Here is an 18,262-nt window from a genome sequence, read left to right on the forward strand (position 1 = left end):
CGCGCCCGCGCCCGCCGCAGTCAACGGCCACCCGCGGCCCGCGCCGGCGCCGTCCTTCGCCGCTCCGCCGCCCCCGGGGCCGGAGGCGGAACCCGGACAGCCCGAGCCGCCGCCCGAGCCGGAGCCGCCCGCCGCGCTCGCGGCCGACCCCGACGAGGTCGTCGGCCTGCCGGACGGCGTTCCGTACGACGACGCGCTCTTCGGCTTCTACCGCCAGTTCGTCCTGGACGAGGGCCGCTTCCCCTCCCCGCGCCCCTTCGGCCGCTACCTGCGCGACGTCCACGGTGTGCGGTACGCGGACGGCACCGCGCTCAGCGAGCGCTACCTCCGCACGTACCTCCCCGAGCTGAAGGCCCGCTACAACCAGGACATGGGCACCGCCTGACCCCGGCGGCGCCGCGGGGCGCCCCGCGGCGCCCCGCCCCGCGGCCCCGTGCCCCGCCGCAGGTGTGGCACGTCAGTCCGGGGCTGCGCTGAGCCGGTCGGCGCGGCGGGTGAGGTAGTCGCGCTCCGGCAGGCTGGCGGTGCGCTGGGCCGCCTCGCGGTAGGCGCGTACGGCGGCCTGTGTCTCGCCCGCGTCCTCCAGCAGGTGGGCGCGTACGGCGAACCACCGGTGGTGACCGCCCAGCTCCCCGGCCAGCTCCTCGCAGGCGGCCAGGCCGGCCCGCGGGCCCTCGACCATCGCGAGGGCGACCACGCGGCCGAGCTGCGCCATCGGGCTCGGATCCACCCGCTCCAGGAAGCGGTAGAGCCCGAGTATCTGCGGCCAGTCGGTGTCCCGCGCCAGCTCCGCCTCGTCGTGGACCGCGGCGATCGCCGCCTGCAGCCGGTACGGCCCGGCCGGCGGCCGCGGCAGGACGCCGGTGAGGATCGCGACGCCTTCGTCGACGAGCTCGCGCCGCCACAGCCTCCGGTCCTGCGCCTCCAGGGGCACCAGCCCGCCGTCGCCGTCGAGCCGGGCCGGGCGGCGGGCGTCGGTGAGCAGCATCAGGGCGAGGAGGCCCGCCAGTTCGGGCTGGTCCGGCAGGCTCTCGCGGAGCCGGCGGGTCAGCCGGATCGCCTCGCCGGACAGCTCCACCCTCGCCAGCTCCGCCCCGGCGGCGGCCGAGTAGCCCTCGTTGAAGATCAGGTAGAGCACCCGCAGCACGCTCGGCAGCCGCTCGGACCTGGTCGCGGCGTCGAGGACCCCGAACCCGCCGCCGGCCGCCGCGACCGTCTGCTTCGCGCGGGAGATCCGCCGCGTCATGGTGTCGGCCGGCACCAGGAACGCCGCCGCGATCTCGGCGGTGGTCAGCCCGCCGACCGCCCGCAGGGTGAGCGCCACCCGGGACGCCGGCGACAGATCCGGGTGACAGCACAGGAAGAGGAGGTCGGCGGTGTCGTCCGCGGCGTACTCCACCGGGGCGGTCAGCCGCGCCTCCGCCTCGGCGACCTGGACCTCGCGCCGGCGCCGCGCGGACTCCGAGCGCCACATGTCGGTCAGCCGGCGGCTCGCGACCGTGACCAGCCAGGCGCGGGGGTCGGCCGGCACGCCCTCGGCACGCCACTGCCGCGCGGCCGCCAGCATCGCCTCGCTGACCGCGTCCTCGGACCGGTCGAAGTCGCCGGTACGCCGGGTCAGCGCGCCCAGCACCTGCGGGAGCAGCTCCCGCAGCAGCGCCTCCAGCCGGTCCGGGGTCGCCACGGCTACAGCTCGTCCGTCGGGCCGCCGAAGCCGAGCACCGGCCTGACCTCGACGCCCCAGTGCCGGGCGTCCGGGAACCGGGCGGCGATCTCCACGGCACGCTCCATGGACTCGCAGTCGACGAGCCAGTAGCCGGCCATGTGCTCCTTGAGTTCGAGGTACGGGCCGTCGGTGACGAGCGTCTGCCCGTCGCGCACCCGGACCGCCCTGCCGGACGGCGGGCCGGCCAGCGGATCGCCGGCCAGCCACTCGCCGGACGCCGTGCAGTCGGCCAGCAGTTGCCGGTACTCCGCGTCCTCCGCCGCGCGCTCGCTCTCGCTCAGCGCCTCCCAGTCCTCGGTCGAGGCGTAGACCATCAGCAGGTACTTCACGGTTCGCTCCTCATCGTCGGGTCCGTCGGGGCGGAACACCTCGTCCCGCCGCTCGCCCCGTGGTCGAAGTCGCCGCGCCGAACCGGACACGCCGCCTCCCGCCGATTCTTCCCCAGAACCCGTGTCCGGTTCCCGGCCACGCCGCCGACCACGGAGCAGCCGGCGGCACATCCGGTGCCGCCGCACCGAACTCAGGAGGACTCGTGAGTACCCAGGCCGGCTCCCGGGGCGCGCGGCGGTCGAACCGCGTGCTCGGCATCTTGTTCCTCGGCATGTTCGTCATGGGCGGCGCGGAGCTGCTCGTGGTCGGCGTGCTCGACGTCATGGCGGACGACCTCGGCGTCTCGGTCTCCTCGGCCGGCGCGCTGGTCACGACGTACGCGCTCGGCCTCGCCTTCGGCGGGCCGCTCCTGACCGCGCTGACGATGCGGCTGGACAAGCGCACGGTCCTCGTCGCCGCGCTCGTCGTGTTCCTCGTGGGCAACGTGGTCGCGGTGACGACGAGCAGCTTCGGCCTGCTCTTGGCCGGCCGGGCCCTGACCGGCGCGGCGGCCGGGCTCTTCGACGCCACCGCGTTCGCCGTGGCCCTCGCGAGCGTCCCGCCGGAGCGCGCCGGCCGCGCGATCGCGGTGGTCATCTCCGGTGTCTCGGTGTCGGCCGCCATCGGCGTGCCGCTGGGCACCGTGGCCGGCAACCTGCTCGGGTGGCGCGGCACGTTCGTGGCCGTGATCGTGCTCGCCGGCGCCGTCCTGGCCGCGGCGGTGGCGGTGGTCCCGTCCGTGCCGCCGGTGGAGGACAGCGCGGCCGACCAGGCCAGGCACGCGTTCGCGCCGCCCGTCCTGGCCGTGCTGGGCCTGTGCTTCCTTGTCTTCGCCTCCACCTATGCCGCACTGACCTACATCGTGCCGTTCCTCGCGGAGGTCACCGGCATCACCGGCGCGGCGGCCGGGACGTTCCTGCTGGCGTACGGCGCCGCCACGGCCATCGGCTCCTTCGGCGGCGGCCGGTTCGCCGACCGGGACGCCGCGGGCACCCTGGTCGCGGGCACCGCGGGCTGCGTCCTCACCCTGCTGGCCCTGTACGTCCTCGGCGCGCACGCGGTCGTCGTGGCCGTGGCGATGCTGGCCTGGGGCGTCTGCGTCTTCGGCATGGCTCCGTCGCTGCAGTATCGCGTCGTCAGCCTGGCGGGTCCCGGCGGCGGTCTGGCCCAGGCGCTGCCGGCCTCCGCGATCAACGCCGGCATCGCGTTCGGCGCGTTCGCGGGGGGCGTCGCGATCGACCGCTTCTCGGTCCCGGCCGCGGTCCTCACCGCGGTGGGCATCGCCGTGGCGGCCGTGACGGTCGCCGCAGCCACCCGCCACCTCACCCCGCCCCCGGCCGAGAAGCCCACGGAACCGAAGCAGCCCGCCCTGGCCCCGGGACACGAGCGATAACCCCGGTACGGAGACGCCCGGCACCGGTCGCCGGGGCGGTGGGGCGGTAGGGCGGCGACGAAACGGCGGCTGCGCCGCGCCGCACGGACGCCGCGTCAGCCCTCCAGCAGCTCGCGCACCCGCTCCTGCCCCACCGCCAGCAGCAGCGTCGGCAGCCGCGGGCCCGTGTCGCGCCCCACCAGCAGCCGGTACAGCAGCGCGAAGAACGCCCGCTGCTCGGCCTTCAGCTCCGGCGTCGGCTTCGCGTCCGCCGGCAGCCCGGCGCGCAGCTTCGGCACCCCGTACAGCAGCGTCGTCAGCCCGTCCAGCGACCAGTGCCCGTCCAGCCCGTCCAGCAGCAGCCGCAGCAGCTCCCGCTCGTCCGCGCCGAGCGACGCCAGCAGCTCCGCGTCCGCGTCCTTGCGCACCTGGGTGCGCTGCTCCGCCGGGACCTGCGTGGTGATCCAGCGCTCCGCCCGGTCCAGCCGCGGCCGCACCTCGGCCAGCGACGTCAGCGGCCGCCCGGGGTCGACCTCGGCGAGGATCCGCAGGGTCTGCTCGTCGTCGCCGGCGGTCACGTCCGTCACCGAGGCGAGCATCCGGTACGGCAGCGGGCGCGGCGTCGCGGGCAGCGGCCCGGCGGCGGTGCCGGCGGCGCGCTCGTACGCCGCGACGTCGCCCGGCTGCGCGGTGCCGGCGCCGACCTTGCGGACGAGGGCGTCCCACTCGTCGTAGGTCCGCTGGATCTCCTGGTCGAAGGCGACCTTGAACGACTGGTTCGGCCGCCGCCGCGCGTACAGCCAGCGCAGCAGCATCGGCTCCATGATCTCCAGCGCCTCGGCGGGCGTCGGCACGCCGCCCTTCGAGGACGACATCTTCGCCATGCCGCTGATGCCGACGAAGGCGTACATCGGCCCGATGGGCCGCTCCCAGCCGAAGATGCCGACGAGCTTGCCGCCGACGTTCCAGGAGGAGCCGGGCGAGTGGTGGTCGACGCCGGAGGGCTCGAAGACCACGCCCTCGTACGCCCAGCGCATCGGCCAGTCGACCTTCCACACGAGCTTGCCGCGGTCGTACTCGGCGAGCCGCACGGTCTCGCCGTGGCCGCAGGCGCAGGTGTACGTCAGCTCGGTGGTCTCGTCGTCGTACGCGGTGACGGTCGTCAGGTCGCGCGCGCAGACCGAGCAGTACGGCTTGTACGGGTAGTACGCGCCGCCGGCCGTCAGGCCGTCGTCCTCGTCGGCGGCGCCGGAGCCCTCGGCCGCGGCCAGCTCGGCCTCGTCGGCCGGCTTCTGCTGCTGCTTCTTCTGCGGCTTCGGCTTCGTGCGGTACTCGGCGAGGACGGCGTCGATGTCGCCGCGGTGCCGCATCGCGAAGAGGATCTGCTCGCGGTACGCGCCGGAGGTGTACATCTCCGTCTGGCTGATGCCGCGGTACGTCACGCCCATCTCGGCGAGCGCGGCCTCCATGCCCGCCTTGAAGTGCGCGGCCCAGCTGGGGTGCGGGCTGCCGTGCGGGGCGGGCACGGAGGTCAGCGGCTTGCCGATGTGCTCCGCCCAGGACTCGTCGACGCCCTCGACGCCGACGGGGACCTTGCGGAAGCGGTCGTAGTCGTCCCAGGAGATCAGGTGGTCGCAGGGAATGCCGCGGCGGCGGATCTCGTCGGCCACCAGGTGCGGCGTCATCACCTCGCGCAGGTTGCCCAGGTGGATGGGGCCCGAGGGGGACAGGCCGGAGGCGCAGACCACCGGTTTGCCGGGGGCGCGACGCTCCGCCTCGGCGATGACCTCGTCGGCGAAACGGGAGACCCAGTCGGCGGCCTCGGCGGTGGCACCCACAGTCCTGACTTCCTCTCTGTTCAGCGCTGGCGCGGCCCATTCTCCCAAACAAAACCGGCTTGCCCCGCATGGGATACTGAAGCCTCACCCCACCCTCCCCAAGGAAGCGGCGATCACGACCATGGCCTCAGTCCCGTCCCTCGCCACCCAGGTACGGCAGCGTGTCTCGGACGCCCTAGCTGCGGTGCGGCCGCAGGAGGCCTCCGCGGACCCGTCCCCTCGCCCTGCGGACTGGGGAGACCCCATGCTGCGCCGCAGCGACCGGGCGGACTTCCAGGCCAACGGGATGCTGGCGCTGGCCAAGCGGCTGAAGACGAACCCGCGGGAGCTGGCCGGCCAGGTGGCCGCGCAGGTCGACGCGGGCGACGTGCTCGCGGAGGTCGAGGTCTCCGGGCCCGGCTTCCTCAACATCGCGGTGACGGACGCGGCGATCACGTCGAACCTCGCCGCCCGCGCCGCCGACGACCGCCTCGGCGTGCCGTACGCGGACGCCCCCGGCACGACCGTCATCGACTACGCCCAGCCGAACGTCGCGAAGGAGATGCACGTCGGGCACCTGCGCTCGGCGGTCATCGGCGACTCCCTCGTACGGGTGCTGGAGTTCAGCGGCGAGACCGTGGTCCGGCGGCACCACATCGGCGACTGGGGCACGCAGTTCGGCATGCTCATCCAGTACCTGGACGAGCACCCGCACGAGCTGGACCACGGCGGGGCCGCCGGGGACGGCACCTCGGGCGAGGAGGCCGCGTCGAACCTCAACCGGCTCTACAAGGCCGCCCGGGCCGTCTTCGACTCCGACGACGCCTTCAAGGAGCGGGCGCGGCGCCGGGTCGTCGCGCTGCAGTCGGGCGACCCGGAGACGCGGGCGCTGTGGCAGCGGTTCGTGGACGAGTCGAAGCTGTACTTCTTCTCCGTCTTCGACAAGCTCGACATGGAGGTCAGGGACGCCGACATCGTCGGCGAGTCCGGCTACAACGACATGCTGGACGAGACCTGCGAGCTGCTGGAGCAGGCGGGCGTCGCGGTCGACTCCGAGGGCGCGCTGTGCGTGTTCTTCGACGACATCAAGGGCCAGGACGGCCAGCCGGTCCCGCTGATCGTGCGCAAGTCCGACGGCGGCTACGGCTACGCGGCCACCGACCTGTCCGCGATCCGCGACCGGGTGTTCCACCTCAAGGCGCAGACGCTCCTGTACGTCGTGGACCACCGGCAGTCGCTGCACTTCCGGATGGTCTTCGAGACCGCCCGCCGGATGGGCTGGCTGGCCGACGGCGACGGCTCCGGCGACGGCGCCGCCGACGGCCCGGTGGCGACCGCGACGCAGCTGGCCTTCGGCACCGTGCTGGGCAAGGACGGCAAGCCGTTCAAGACCCGGGCGGGCGCGACCGTACGGCTGGAGGACCTCCTCGACGAGGCGATCGACCGGGCGTCGGCGGTCGTCCGGGAGAAGGCCGACAAGGCGGTGCCGCCGCTGACCGAGGAGGAGATCGCGGAGCGCGGCGCGCAGGTGGGCATCGGCGCGGTGAAGTACGCCGACCTGTCGACGTCCGCGTCCCGGGACTACAAGTTCGACCTCGACCAGATGGTGTCCCTCCACGGCGACACGTCGGTCTACCTGCAGTACGCGTACGCCCGGATCCGCTCCATCCTGCGCCGGGCCGGCGACGGCGCCCGGCCGGCCGCACACCCGGAGCTGGCGCTGGAGCCCGCCGAGCGGGCGCTGGGGCTGCACGTGGACGGCTTCGCGGCGGTGGTCGCGGAGGCGGCGGAGGAGTACGCGCCGCACAAGGTCGCGGCGTACCTGTACCAGCTGGCGTCGCTCTTCACGACCTTCTACGAGCACTGCCCGGTGCTGAAGGCGGACACCCCCGCCCAGGTGGAGAACCGGCTGTTCCTCAGCGACCTGACCGCCAGGACCCTGCACACCGGCATGGCCCTCCTCGGCATCCGCACCCCGGAACGCCTCTGAGGACTCACCGAAAGCAGCGAGTGAGTGTACACTTCTCGCATGTCTTTGACGCATACGGTGACAGAGGGGCGCAACCGCTTCGGGCAACTCGTGCGCCGGGCCTCCCACAGCCGGGAGCGCATCACCATCACCGACCACGGACAGCCCGCCGCCGTGCTGATCAACGCCGATGAGCTGGCCGACCTGGAGGAAGCCAACGCGGTCCTGGAGTACAAGCTGCGCCGGGCGCTGGGACAGACCGGCGACACGGTGCCCGCCGCCGAAGCCCGCCGCCGGGTTTTCGACGAGTGAACGTCGCCTGGGAGCCGAAAGCCCTGGCCGCCGCGCGGCTCTACGCGAAGGAGGACCGGGAGGGCGTTCTGGCGGTGTTCGACGCCACCGACGCCCTCGCCTCCGATCCCCGGCCGCCGGGGTCGCTCTCGTACGGCGAGAACCTGCACCGGCTCCGCGTGGGCCGGTACCGCGTCTGGTACGAGATCAAGGACGAGGTGGTGGAGATCGCGGTCTTCCACCTCGGCCGCGCCGGCGCCTGAAGCAGCACGAAGGCGCGGCTGGCGAACCACCTCGCGAGGGGCGCGGAACCGCTCCCGTACGCTGGTCGTCATGAGCGGCTGGGAGTTGACCCGGACCTTCGCAAGCGACGCCGGTGAGGTCCGCTGGGACCGGCTCGGCGCTTCCGGGGGGCGGCCGGTGGTGCTGCTGCACGGGACGCCGTGGTCCTCGTACACCTGGCGCGCCGTCGCCCGCGCGCTGGCCCGCGGGCGGCCCGTGTACGTCTGGGACATGCCCGGCTACGGGCAGTCGGAGAAGCGCGCCGGGCAGGACGTCTCCCTCGGCGCACAGGGGCGGGTCTTCGCCGAGCTGCTCGCCCACTGGCGGCTGGACGGGCCGCTGGTCGTCGCGCACGACTTCGGCGGCGCGGTCGCGCTGCGCGCGCACCTGCTGCACGACGCCGCGTACCGGGCCCTGGCCCTGGTCGACCCCGTCGCCCTCGCCCCCTGGGGCTCGCCGTTCTTCCGGCTCGTACGGGACCACGCGCCCGTCTTCGAGCAGCTGCCGGCGGCGCTGCACACCGCGCTGGTGCGCGAGTACATCACCACCACCGGGGGCCCCGGGCTGCACCCGGCCGTCCTCGACGCGCTCGTCGCGCCCTGGACGGACGCCGCTGGCCGGCCGGCGTTCTACCGCCAGATCGCCCAGGCCGACCAGCGCTTCACCGACGAGGTGCAGGGCCGCTACGGCGAGGTCGACCTCCCCGTGCTGGTCTGCTGGGGCACGGACGACACGTGGATCCCGGTCGCCAAGGCGCACGAACTGGCCGGTCTCATCCCCGGCGCCCGGCTGGAGCTGTTCGAGGGCGCGGGGCACCTCGTGCAGGAGGACGCCCCCGCCGAACTGACCGCCGTCCTGCAGACGTTCCTCGACGCGCAGGAGTAGGCGCGCCGCGTACCGCCGCGACGGGGAAGGCGGCACCGCACGGTCATCGCCGAGCGGGCGGGCGCGGGGCCCTCAGGACGCCGACTTCGGGCGGGCGCGCAGGTGCGCGCGCTCGCCCTGGCCGCCGAAGAGGCTGAGGAACTCCACCGCCTCGTCGTCCGCGGCCCCGAACCAGTGCGGCACCCGGGTGTCGAACTCGGCCGCCTCGCCCGGTTCGAGGATGAGGTCGTGCTCGCCGAGCACGACGCGCAGCCGGCCGCTCATCACGTACATCCACTCGTAGCCCTCGTGGGTGCGCGGCTCCGGCACCCGCCGCCCGGTGCCCGCCGGGAGGATCAGCTTGTACGCCTGGATCCCGCCGGCCCGGCGGGACAGCGGCAGCATCGTCATCCCGTGGCGGGTGACCGGGCGCAGGTGGATGCGCGGGTCGCCGGTGGGCGGGGCGCCGACCAGTTCGTCGAGGGTCACGCCGTGCGCCCGGGCCAGCGGCAGCAGCAGCTCCAGCGTCGGGCGGCGGCTGCCGGACTCCAGCCGGGACAGGGTGCTCACCGAGATGCCGGTGTCCGCGGACAGGTCGGCGAGCGTCGACTCGCGCTGGCGGCGCAGCTCGCGCAGTCGGGGGCCGACGGCGGTGAGGTGGGTGTCGAGGTCGTCGTCGGGGTCAGCCATACGGAACAGTTTGCCATACCGGCAACATTGTTTGCGGGTCTGGCCTGGTGGGCGGCATGGTCGTCGGCATGGAGGTGGTCGACGTGACCGAGACGGCCGAGCAGACCCGGCAGGCCCAGCAGACCCGGCAGGCCCAGCAGACCCGGCAGGCCGAGCAGACCGAGCAGACCGAGCAGACCGACGAACTTGCGGAGAGCTACGACGTGGCGGTGATCGGCGGCGGCGCCGCCGGGCTGAACGGGGCGCTGATGCTGGCCCGCTCCCGCCGCGCCGTGGCGGTGATCGACTCGGGCGCGCCGCGGAACGCCCCGGCGGACGGTGTCCACGGCCTGCTGGCCCGCGAGGGCATGCCGCCCGGCGAGCTGCTGGCCCGCGGCCGGGCGGAGGTGCGCGGCTACGGCGGGCACGTGGTGACCGGCGAGGTCACCGGGGCCGCCCGCGACGCGGCGGCCGACGACGGGAACGGGAACGGTGACGGGGACGGTGACGGCGCCGGGGGCTTCACCGTCGCGCTCGCCGACGGCCGGTCCGTACGCGCCCGCCGGCTGCTGGTCACCACCGGGCTCGTCGACGAGCTGCCGGCGGTGGCCGGGCTGCGCGAGCGGTGGGGCCGGGACGTGCTGCACTGCCCGTACTGCCACGGCTGGGAGGTCCGCGACCAGGCGATCGGCGTGCTGGCGACCGGGCCGATGGCGCTGCACCAGGCGCTGCTGTTCCGGCAGCTGAGCGCCGACGTGACGTACTTCGCGCACACCGCCGGGCCGCCGGCCGGCGAGGACGCCGAGCAGCTGGACGCCCTCGGCGTGCGCGTCGTCACCGGCGAGGTGGCGGGCCTGGAGGTCGCCGGCGACCGGCTGGCGGGCGTGCGGCTCGCGGACGGCACGGTGGTGGAGCGCGAGGCGCTGGCGGTGGCCCCGCGCATGGTCGCCCGCGGCGGGTTCCTGGCCGCCCTGGGCCTCACCCCCGTGGCGCACCCGTCCGGCATGGGCGAGCACGTCACCGCCGACGCCACCGGCCGCACCGACGTGCCCGGGGTGTGGGCCGCGGGCAACGTCACGGACATGACCGCCCAGGTCGGCGCCGCCGCGGCGGCCGGCGCGATGGCGGGCGCCCAGATCAACGCCGACATCGCCGCCGAGGACGCCCGCCGGGCGGTCGCCGCCCGCCGCGTGCGCGTGTGACGTACGAAGCAACCGAAAGGGATCAACGATGACGAACGCGACGGAAGAGTTCGGCGAGGCGTACTGGGAGGAGCGGTACCGCGGCCGGGACGCGGTCTGGAGCGGGCGGCCCAACCCCCAGCTCGTGACCGAGATCGCGGACCTGCCGCCCGGCAACGCGCTGGAGGCCGGCTGCGGCGAGGGCGCCGACGCCATCTGGCTCGCCGAGCGCGGCTGGCGGGTGACGGCCGTGGACATCTCGGGCACCGCGCTGGACCGCGCCCGCGCGCACGCCGAGACCCGCGGCCCGGAGGTCGCCGGGCGCCTCACGTGGCTGCGGGCGGACCTGACCGACACCGTCCCGGACGGCGCGCCCTTCGACCTGGTCACCACGCACTACGTGCACACGACGGCGTCCCGCGAGACCCTGTTCCGCCGCCTGGCGGCGGCGGTGGCCCCCGGCGGCACGCTGCTCGTCGTCGGCCACCACGCGACGGACCCGCGGGCCCAGGCGATGGCGGAGGAGCACCCGGGGGTGCACTTCACCGTGGAGGACGTGGCGGCGGACCTGGTCCCAGCGGACTGGGACATCGTCACGGCGGAGGTCCGGACCCGGCCGGCACCGGTGGGCCACGAGCCGCACGCCCACGACGACGGACACGGCGGTCCGGTCGAGCACCACGACGCGGTACTGCGGGCGCGCCGCCGCTGACGCGGGCCGTACGAGCCGGGTCGTACGCCCCGGGGCGGGCGGCCCGGCGGCCGGAACGCCGGGCCGCCGCCCGCCCGCACGCTACGTGCAGCCTTCTCGGGCATACGGGTGCCGCGCACCACCCCCGTTGCGGAAAGATGGCCGCCGACACGACCGACGGCGACCGGCAGGGGCGGGGCGATGGCGACGCGACGGTGGGAGTTCCAGGATCTCCGCGGCCGGTACCCGGTCATGGCCCAGGCCCTGGACAACCAGTGGTTACCGGCCGCCGCCGCAGCGTCCCGGCAGGCGGCGACCGCCGCTCCCGGCCGGGACGACGCGCAGTTCGCCGCGGCCTCCGCGGAGCTGCGCAGAGCCCTGGTCAACAGCGGCACGCTGGTCGCCAACCGCGGCTACTTCTTCAACAACCCGGCGCTGTACGAGTCGTTCGCCGCCGGCGCTCCCGCCGACGACCGCCGCGCGTTCGCCCGCCTGCTCAACGACGGCAGCCTCGTTCCCTTCCTGCTCGGCGAGCGCGACCCCGCGGACCGGCCCACCCACCTCGCCCGCGACGGCGTGCACCGCTTCAGCGTCGACGACCGGATCCACCGCAGCTGGCAGCGGCTGCTGGAAGAAGAGGCGGAGCCGGCGTGCGTGCGGCTGTCCTGGGACGACGACGCGAACCGCGCGGCGGCGCAGCGGATCGGGGACTACTTCGGCCGTAACGTCACCACCCTCAACCGGCTCGACCCGGTGCTCCTCGCCGAGGACCTCGGCATCCCGGTCGAGCAGGCGGACGCCCTGCGCCGCGGCATCCTCACCGACATCGCCCGCTGGTCCGTCGAGCGCGGCCCCGACACGGCCCTCACCCGCAACGCGGTCTACGAGAACTTCTTCACCCGGCCCGGCACTCAGCCGCACGAGCGGCTGCTCCGCGACGGCGACCAGATCCTGCCCGCCAAGCAACTCGTCGACCTGCTCTACAACATCGGCGTGCCGGCCGCCGCCGACATCGTCGCCGCCACCCCGCCGCAGTCCCCGCCGCGCAGCACCCTTCAGGAGCTGACCGCCGCCGCGGCCGACCCGGTCGCCGACCCCGAGGCGCTCGGCACGCTGCTGCGCGGCGTCTTCGCCGACGCCCTGCACCGGGCGGTCGACGGACCTAACTCGTACGGCAGCCTCTCGCTCACCGAGGTCGTCGCGCTGCGCCAGGAGGAGGACTGGCACGCGTACATCGACGCGCTCGGCGGCTTCGTCACGTCAGGCTTCACCGCCGACCTGGTGCCCTCGCCCGACGACTTCGCCGCCGCCACCGCCCGGATCGCCCGGCTGCACGCGCGGATGCTGCGCCGGGCGCGGAAGATCAGCCGCGGCCCCGGGGCGTTCCAGCGCGAGATCGGCGTCATGCTGGTGCTGGAGTCGCCGGGGATCGTCCTGCGGCTGGCCTCGGGCGAAGCCACCCTGCTCAGCGGCTCGCTCGACGCCGTCGGCGTGGTCGCGGGGCCGCTGGTGATGCGCCTGGTGTTCCAGGAGGCCCGCGCGTCCCGGGGCGGCCTCGGCCACAGCATCACCCTGCCGACGCTGCGCCTGCGCAGCCTGCGCAGGGACTGGGAGACGATCCTGCGCGCCTACGGCCGGGAGACCCGTCCCGCCGGGCGCGACACGGTGGCGAACGAGGCGGACCAGCAGGTGACCGCACCCGAGTGAGCGGAGGACGGATGACCGCCGAGCAGGACCCGCTGGAGCCCTACCTGAAGCTGCGCCGCGACCGCCCCGGGCTGTTCGTGAACGAACCGGGCGGGATCGAGATCCTGGACGACGTGACCGCGGTGGACGGAATTCCGGTCGGGGTGGTCTACCGCGACCCGTACGTGATGGTGGTGCGCGACCCCGTCCGCTTCCCGGACGGCCGGCGGGGCACGTACATCCGCCTGCTCGACGCGCCCGGCTCCCCCGGCACCGTGATGCTCCCGCTGCTCGGCGGCGGGGCGGAGGTGGTGCTCCTTGAGCACTTCCGCCACGCCACCCGCGGCTGGCACGTGGAGGTGCCGCGCGGCTTCGGCACTCCGGCGCTGAGCGCTCCCGAGAACGCGGCCAAGGAGATCGCGGAGGAGATCGGCGCGACGGCCCGGGAGATCGTCCCCCTGGGCCGGCTGCACCCGGACACCGGCCTCGTGGGCGGACACACCGAGTTGTACGCCGTGCACATCAACGGCTACGGCGAGCCCGGCCGGGGGGAGGGGATCCGCCGGCTGTTCCACGTGTCCCCGGCGGGAGCCGAGGACCTGGTGCGCACGGGGCGGATCACCGACGCCTTCACCATCGCCGTGCTGACCCGCGCCCGCCTGGCGGGGCTGCTGAAGGGCGTGGCGTGAACGGGTGGTGAGGGCGCGCAGGGTGCCGGACCACCGGGCTTCAGCCGCGCAGCTTCCGGGCCGCCTCGATCGCCCAGTACGTCAGGATCAGCCGCGCGCCGGCCCGCCTGATCCCCGTCAGCGTCTCCATCATCGCCGCGTCCCGGTCGACCCAGCCGCGCTCCGCCGCCGCCTCCACCATCGCGAACTCGCCGGAGATCTGGTACGCCGCCACCGGCACGTCCGCCTCGTCGGCGACCCGGCGCACCACGTCCAGGTACGGCAGCGCCGGCTTGACCATCACCATGTCGGCGCCCTCGGCGAGGTCGAGGGACAGCTCGCGCAGCGCCTCGCGGGCGTTCGGCGCGTCCTGCTGGTACGTCTTCCGGTCGCCCTGCAGCGAGGAGTTGATCGCCTCGCGGAACGGCCCGAAGAACGCGGAGGCGTACTTCACGGTGTACGCGAGGACCGCCGTGTCCTGGTGCCCCGCGCGGTCCAGGGCCTCGCGGATCACCGCGATCTGGCCGTCCATCATGCCGCTCGGCCCCAGCACGTGCGCCCCCGCGTCGGCCTGCACCACGGCCATCCCCGCGTACCGCGCCAGCGTCGCGTCGTTGTCGACGCGGCCGGCGGCGTCCAGCACCCCGCAGTGCCCGTGGTCGGTGGTCTCGTCCAGGCACACGTCCGACATGACCACCAGGTCGTCCCCGACCTCCGCCCGCACGTCGCGCAGCGCGACCTGCAGGATGCCGTCGGGGTCCGTGCCCGCCGAGCCGACCGCGTCCTTCTTGTGCTCCTCCGGCACGCCGAACAGCATGATCCCACCGACGCCGGCGTCGACCGCCTCGGCGGCGGCCTTCTTCAGGGTGTCGCGGGTGTGCTGCACGACGCCCGGCATGGACGCGATCGGCGCCGGCTCGTCGAGCCCCTCCCGTACGAAGGCGGGCAGGATCAGCTCCGCCGGGTCCAGCCGGGTCTCGGCGACCATGCGCCGCATGGCGGGCGTGGTGCGCAGCCGCCGCGGGCGTACGACGGGGCCGGTGAGCGGGGCGTCGGTGCCGGACATGTGTGCTTACCTCCGTGGGCGGTGCTCCTACGGCGCCCGGGGCCCCGCCGTCGCAGGGGGCCGCCGACGGACGCGCCCCCCGACCGGGCGGCGGGGGGCCGGATGGCTTCCACCGTACGCCCCCGCCGGACCGCCCCGCGGCGGCCCCCGTCGGCCCGGAGCCGGCTCCCCGCCGGCCCGCGGTCGGCCCCGCGTCAGCTCGTGGTCGTCGTCCGCGCCCGCCGCCGCGGCCTGCGCTCGCTGGGCCGGGTGACGTGCTCCCCGGCCTCGACCGCCGCCGCCCGGCGGCGCGCGCCGAACTCCGCCAGCGCCTCGGCCAGCTTGTGCACGGACGGCTCCGGCGCCATCACGTCGACGCGCAGCCCGTGCTCCTCCGCCGTCTTCGCCGTCGCCGGCCCGATGCAGGCGATGACCGTGACGTTGTGCGGCTTGCCGGCGATGCCGACGAGGTTCCGCACCGTCGAGGACGACGTGAACAGCACGGCGTCGAACCCGCCGCCCTTGATCGCCTCGCGGGTCTCGGCCGGCGGCGGCGAGGCGCGCACCGTGCGGTACGCGGTGATGTCGTCGACCTCCCAGCCGAGGTCCTTCAGCCCCGCCACCAGCGTCTCGGTGGCGATGTCGGCGCGCGGCAGGAACACCCGGTCGATCGGGTCGAAGACCGGGTCGTACGGCGGCCAGTCCTCCAGCAGCCCGTGCGAGGACTGCTCGCCGCTGGGCTGCAGGTCGGGCCGTACGCCGAACTCCACCAGCGCCGCCGCCGTCTGCTCGCCGACCGCGGCGACCTTGATCCCGGCGAAGGCGCGGGCGTCGAGCCCGTACTCCTCGAACTTCTCCCGCACCGCCTTGACGGCGTTGACGGAGGTGAAGGCGATCCACTCGTACCGCCCGGTGACCAGGCCCTTGACCGCCCGCTCCATCTGCTGCGGCGTGCGCGGCGGCTCGACGGCGATCGTCGGCACCTCGTGCGGCACCGCCCCGTACGAGCGCAGCTGCTCGGACAGCGACGCGGCCTGCTCCTTCGTCCGCGGCACGAGCACGTGCCAGCCGAACAGCGGCTTGGACTCGAACCAGGCCAGCTGCTCGCGGCGCGCCGGCGCGCTCTGCTCGCCGACGACCGCTATGACCGCCTGCCCGGCGTCCGGCGACGGCAGCACCTTCGCCGACTTCAGCACCTGCGCGACGCTGCCGAGCGTGGCGCTGAACGTCCGCTGCCGCGTCGTCGTACCGGCGAGGGTCACCGTCATCGGGGTGTCCGGCTTGCGGCCGGCGGCGACCAGCTCGCGGGCCGTCGCCGCGATGTCCTCCAGGGACGTCTGCACCACCAGCGTGCAGTCGCTGGCGCCCGCCTCGCCCCAGATCTGCTCCGAGGCGGTCGCCGCGTCCACGACCCGCACGTCGGTGCCCTGCGGGTCGTGCAGCGGCACCCCGGCGTACGCGGGCACGCCGACGGCGGTCGCGACGCCGGGCACCACCTCGAAGGCGATGCCCTCGGCGGCGCACTCGCGCATGGCCTGCGCGGCGCCGCCGTCGAGGCCCGGGTCGCCCGCGACGGCATGCACGACCCGCCTGCCGGCGCGCGCGGCCTCCATGACAAGATGGCCTGCGTCAGCGGTAGTTGGCGGTACGTCGACTCCCGGAGCCGGCGGTGCCGGCGGCGTGACCGCGCCGGCGCGCGCGTGGGCGCGCACGACTGCCAGGACCATCGGGTCGGCGACCAGGACGTCCGCGGCAGACAGCGCTTCCACGGCGCGCAGCGTCAGCAGTCCCGGATCGCCGGGTCCCGCGCCGAGGAAGGTGACGTGCCCGCGGGCGGCGGGGCCGGGTGGGCGGGCCGCGCCGGTCGCTGCGGTACGCGCCGACGCGCTGGCCTTACGGGTCGAAGGCGTGGGGCTCAAAGTGCTCGCTCCCCCATCAGACCGGCCGCACCCTTGGCGAGCAGCTCTTCGGCGAGCTCGCTTCCGAGCGCCACGGCGTCGTCGGGCGACGCCGGCACGGGGCCGGTGGCGGACAGCTGCACCAGCGCGGTGCCGTCGGGGGTGCCGACGACGCCGCGCAGGCGCATCTCGGTGGCAGTGGACGCTGTGCCCTCGTCGGCCCCGGAGGGACCCTCCGCGTGCAGGTCGGCGAACGCACCCACGGGCGCGCTGCAGCCGGCCTCCAGGGCGGCGAGCAGCGTCCGCTCGGCGGTCACGGCGACCCGCGTCTGCGGGTCGTCGAGCTGCGCGAGCTGGGCGGCCAGGTGCGCGCTCGACGAGGCGCACTCGACCGCCAGGGCCCCCTGGCCGGGGGCGGGCAAGACTGCGTCGAGGGGGATCAGCTCGGTGGCCTCGCCGAGCCGGCCGAGGCGGCTGAGCCCCGCGGCGGCGAGCGCGACGGCGTCGAGCCGGCCCTCGTGTACGTACCCGATGCGGGTGTCGACGTTCCCGCGGACCGGGACGGTCTCTATCGCGCCGCCCAGGGAGCGGGCCCAGGCGTGCAGCTGGCAGGCGCGGCGCGCCGAGCCGGTGCCGACACGGGGCCGGCCGCCGGCGGCGAGCAGCTGCTCGAAGCTGCGGCCGTCGCGGGCGACGAGCACGTCGCGCGGGTCCTCGCGGGGCGGGACGGCGGCGATCACCAGTTCGTCGGGCTGCGCGGTCGGCAGGTCCTTCATCGAGTGCACCGCGAGGTCCACCTCGCCGAGCCCGACGGCCTCGCGGAGCGCGGCGACGAAGACGCCCTGGCCACCGATCTCGGACAGGTGCTGCCGGGACACGTCCCCGTACGTGGTGATCTCGACCAGCTCGACGGAGCGGCCGGTGAGGCGGCGTACCGATTCGGCAACCCGCTCGGACTGCGCGAGCGCGAGCTTGCTGCGCCGCGTGCCGAGGCGCAGCGGGCGCCGGAAGCGCGGCGCTTCCTGCGCCCGCGCCTGCGCCGCGCTCGCCGGTGTCGCCGGCGTCGGCTTGGCTGCGGTCATGACGGCTCCCGTTCACTGCGTGCGCTGGCCGCGGCGCGGCCGGTGTCCGCGCGGCTGACGGCGTCGACGGTGGCCGGGTCGAGGTCGAAGAGCTCCCGCAGCGCGTCCGCGTACCCGGCTCCCCCCGGGGTGGCGGCCAGCTCCTTGACCCGTACGGTCGGCGCGTGCAGCAGCTTGTCCACGACGCGGCGCACGGTCTGCGCCACCTCGGCCCGCTGACGTTCGTCGAGCCCCGGCAGCCTACCCTCCAAACGGGCGATCTCGCCCGCCACGACGTCCTGGGCCATCGTCCGCAGCGCGACCACGGTGGGCGTGATGCTGGCGGCCCGCTGCGCGGCGCCGAAGACCTCGACCTCCTCGGCCACGATGGCCCGCACCTGGTCCACGTCGGCGGCCATGGGGGCGTCGGCGGAGGCGCCGGCGAGGGTCTCGATGTCGACGAACCGGACGCCGGGGGTGTCGTGCAGTGCGTGATCGATATCACGCGGCATGGCAAGGTCCAGCAACGCCAGAACGCCTCCGGCGGGGCCGGAGAGAGCTCCGGACGGAGTCCCGCCACCGCCCACCCCGCCGCCGCCCAGCGCGCGGCCGCCGGGCGGCGCGCCCACACCACCGACGCCCACCCCGCCGAGCCCCGGCGCGCCAGCGCCCG

17 protein-coding genes and 1 pseudogene are annotated in these 18,262 nt (G+C 75.1%); 10 read left to right on the forward strand and 8 right to left on the reverse strand.

All coding sequences use genetic code 11. The features are described from left to right. Positions 1-385 (forward strand): annotated as a pseudogene (locus ABD317_RS19265) (DUF2637 domain-containing protein); the annotation flags it as partial. Between the two features lie 72 nt (positions 386-457). Here ABD317_RS19265 and ABD317_RS19270 read toward each other — a convergent pair. Further along, positions 458-1,684 (reverse strand): RNA polymerase sigma factor, encoded by a 1,227-nt coding sequence (locus ABD317_RS19270; protein WP_344291189.1) that lies wholly within the window; start codon positions 1,682-1,684, stop codon positions 458-460. A gap of 2 nt (positions 1,685-1,686) precedes the next feature. Then, complete coding sequence (locus tag ABD317_RS19275; protein ID WP_344291190.1) at positions 1,687-2,055, reverse strand: YciI family protein; 369 nt, start codon at positions 2,053-2,055, stop codon at positions 1,687-1,689. Between the two features lie 203 nt (positions 2,056-2,258). On the opposite strand from ABD317_RS19275, the gene ABD317_RS19280 reads away from it, so the two are divergent. Further along, positions 2,259-3,488, forward strand: a complete 1,230-nt coding sequence (locus ABD317_RS19280; protein ID WP_344291191.1) for an MFS transporter — start codon at positions 2,259-2,261, stop codon at positions 3,486-3,488. A gap of 95 nt (positions 3,489-3,583) precedes the next feature. Here the strand turns inward: ABD317_RS19280 and lysS are convergent, their stop codons facing one another. Next, positions 3,584-5,305 (reverse strand): lysine--tRNA ligase, encoded by a 1,722-nt coding sequence (lysS, locus tag ABD317_RS19285; RefSeq protein ID WP_344291192.1) that lies wholly within the window; start codon positions 5,303-5,305, stop codon positions 3,584-3,586. 121 nt (positions 5,306-5,426) lie between these two features. Here lysS and argS point away from each other — a divergent pair, with 121 nt between their 5' ends. From argS to ABD317_RS19305, 4 genes are all read left to right on the forward strand, one after another. Continuing rightward, complete coding sequence (gene argS / locus ABD317_RS19290; RefSeq protein ID WP_344291193.1) at positions 5,427-7,274, forward strand: arginine--tRNA ligase; 1,848 nt, start codon at positions 5,427-5,429, stop codon at positions 7,272-7,274. Between the two features lie 39 nt (positions 7,275-7,313). After that, positions 7,314-7,565, forward strand: a complete 252-nt coding sequence (locus ABD317_RS19295; RefSeq protein WP_344291194.1) for a type II toxin-antitoxin system Phd/YefM family antitoxin — start codon at positions 7,314-7,316, stop codon at positions 7,563-7,565. Further along, on the forward strand, positions 7,562-7,807 hold the full coding sequence (locus ABD317_RS19300) for a type II toxin-antitoxin system RelE family toxin (RefSeq protein ID WP_344291195.1): 246 nt from the start codon (positions 7,562-7,564) through the stop codon (positions 7,805-7,807). The genes ABD317_RS19295 and ABD317_RS19300 overlap by 4 nt, the downstream gene beginning before the upstream one ends. A 70-nt stretch (positions 7,808-7,877) precedes the next feature. Beyond that, positions 7,878-8,711, forward strand: coding sequence for an alpha/beta fold hydrolase (locus ABD317_RS19305; protein ID WP_344291196.1), 834 nt, complete (start codon positions 7,878-7,880; stop codon positions 8,709-8,711). A 72-nt stretch (positions 8,712-8,783) separates the two neighbouring features. Here ABD317_RS19305 and ABD317_RS19310 read toward each other — a convergent pair whose 3' ends face one another. Continuing rightward, a complete protein-coding gene (locus tag ABD317_RS19310) occupies positions 8,784-9,380 on the reverse strand; it encodes a helix-turn-helix domain-containing protein (RefSeq protein ID WP_344291197.1) in 597 nt (198 codons plus the stop codon). Positions 9,381-9,436: 56 nt separating this feature from the next. Between ABD317_RS19310 and ABD317_RS19315 the strand changes: the two genes are divergently transcribed. The 4 genes from ABD317_RS19315 (at position 9,437) to ABD317_RS19330 (ending at position 13,606) form a co-directional block, all read left to right on the forward strand. Continuing rightward, positions 9,437-10,561: an NAD(P)/FAD-dependent oxidoreductase gene (locus tag ABD317_RS19315; RefSeq protein ID WP_344291198.1), complete on the forward strand. Its 1,125-nt coding sequence runs from the start codon at positions 9,437-9,439 to the stop codon at positions 10,559-10,561. 28 nt (positions 10,562-10,589) lie between these two features. Then, positions 10,590-11,252: a class I SAM-dependent methyltransferase gene (locus ABD317_RS19320; RefSeq protein WP_344291199.1), complete on the forward strand. Its 663-nt coding sequence runs from the start codon at positions 10,590-10,592 to the stop codon at positions 11,250-11,252. Positions 11,253-11,432: 180 nt separating this feature from the next. Next, positions 11,433-12,938: a hypothetical protein gene (locus tag ABD317_RS19325; protein WP_344291200.1), complete on the forward strand. Its 1,506-nt coding sequence runs from the start codon at positions 11,433-11,435 to the stop codon at positions 12,936-12,938. Positions 12,939-12,949: 11 nt separating this feature from the next. Then, a complete protein-coding gene (locus ABD317_RS19330; RefSeq protein WP_344291201.1) occupies positions 12,950-13,606 on the forward strand; it encodes an NUDIX hydrolase in 657 nt (218 codons plus the stop codon). 40 nt (positions 13,607-13,646) lie between these two features. Here the strand turns inward: ABD317_RS19330 and hemB are convergent, their stop codons facing one another. The 4 genes from hemB to ABD317_RS19350 all read right to left on the reverse strand — a co-directional run. Continuing rightward, positions 13,647-14,651: a porphobilinogen synthase gene (gene hemB, locus ABD317_RS19335; RefSeq protein WP_344291202.1), complete on the reverse strand. Its 1,005-nt coding sequence runs from the start codon at positions 14,649-14,651 to the stop codon at positions 13,647-13,649. 194 nt (positions 14,652-14,845) lie between these two features. Continuing rightward, positions 14,846-16,417 carry a bifunctional uroporphyrinogen-III C-methyltransferase/uroporphyrinogen-III synthase gene (locus ABD317_RS19340; RefSeq protein WP_234020158.1) on the reverse strand — a complete coding sequence of 524 codons (1,572 nt, stop codon included), beginning with the start codon at positions 16,415-16,417 and terminating at the stop codon, positions 14,846-14,848. Between the two features lie 128 nt (positions 16,418-16,545). Next, positions 16,546-17,610, reverse strand: coding sequence for a hydroxymethylbilane synthase (gene hemC / locus ABD317_RS19345; protein ID WP_344291203.1), 1,065 nt, complete (start codon positions 17,608-17,610; stop codon positions 16,546-16,548). After that, on the reverse strand, positions 17,607-18,262 hold a 656-nt coding region (locus ABD317_RS19350; RefSeq protein WP_486389018.1), incomplete at its 5' end, for a glutamyl-tRNA reductase. The genes hemC and ABD317_RS19350, both read right to left, overlap by 4 nt.

Origin of the sequence: Streptomyces synnematoformans (genome assembly GCF_039531005.1) — a bacterium.
Lineage (GTDB): Bacteria > Actinomycetota > Actinomycetes > Streptomycetales > Streptomycetaceae > Streptomyces > Streptomyces synnematoformans.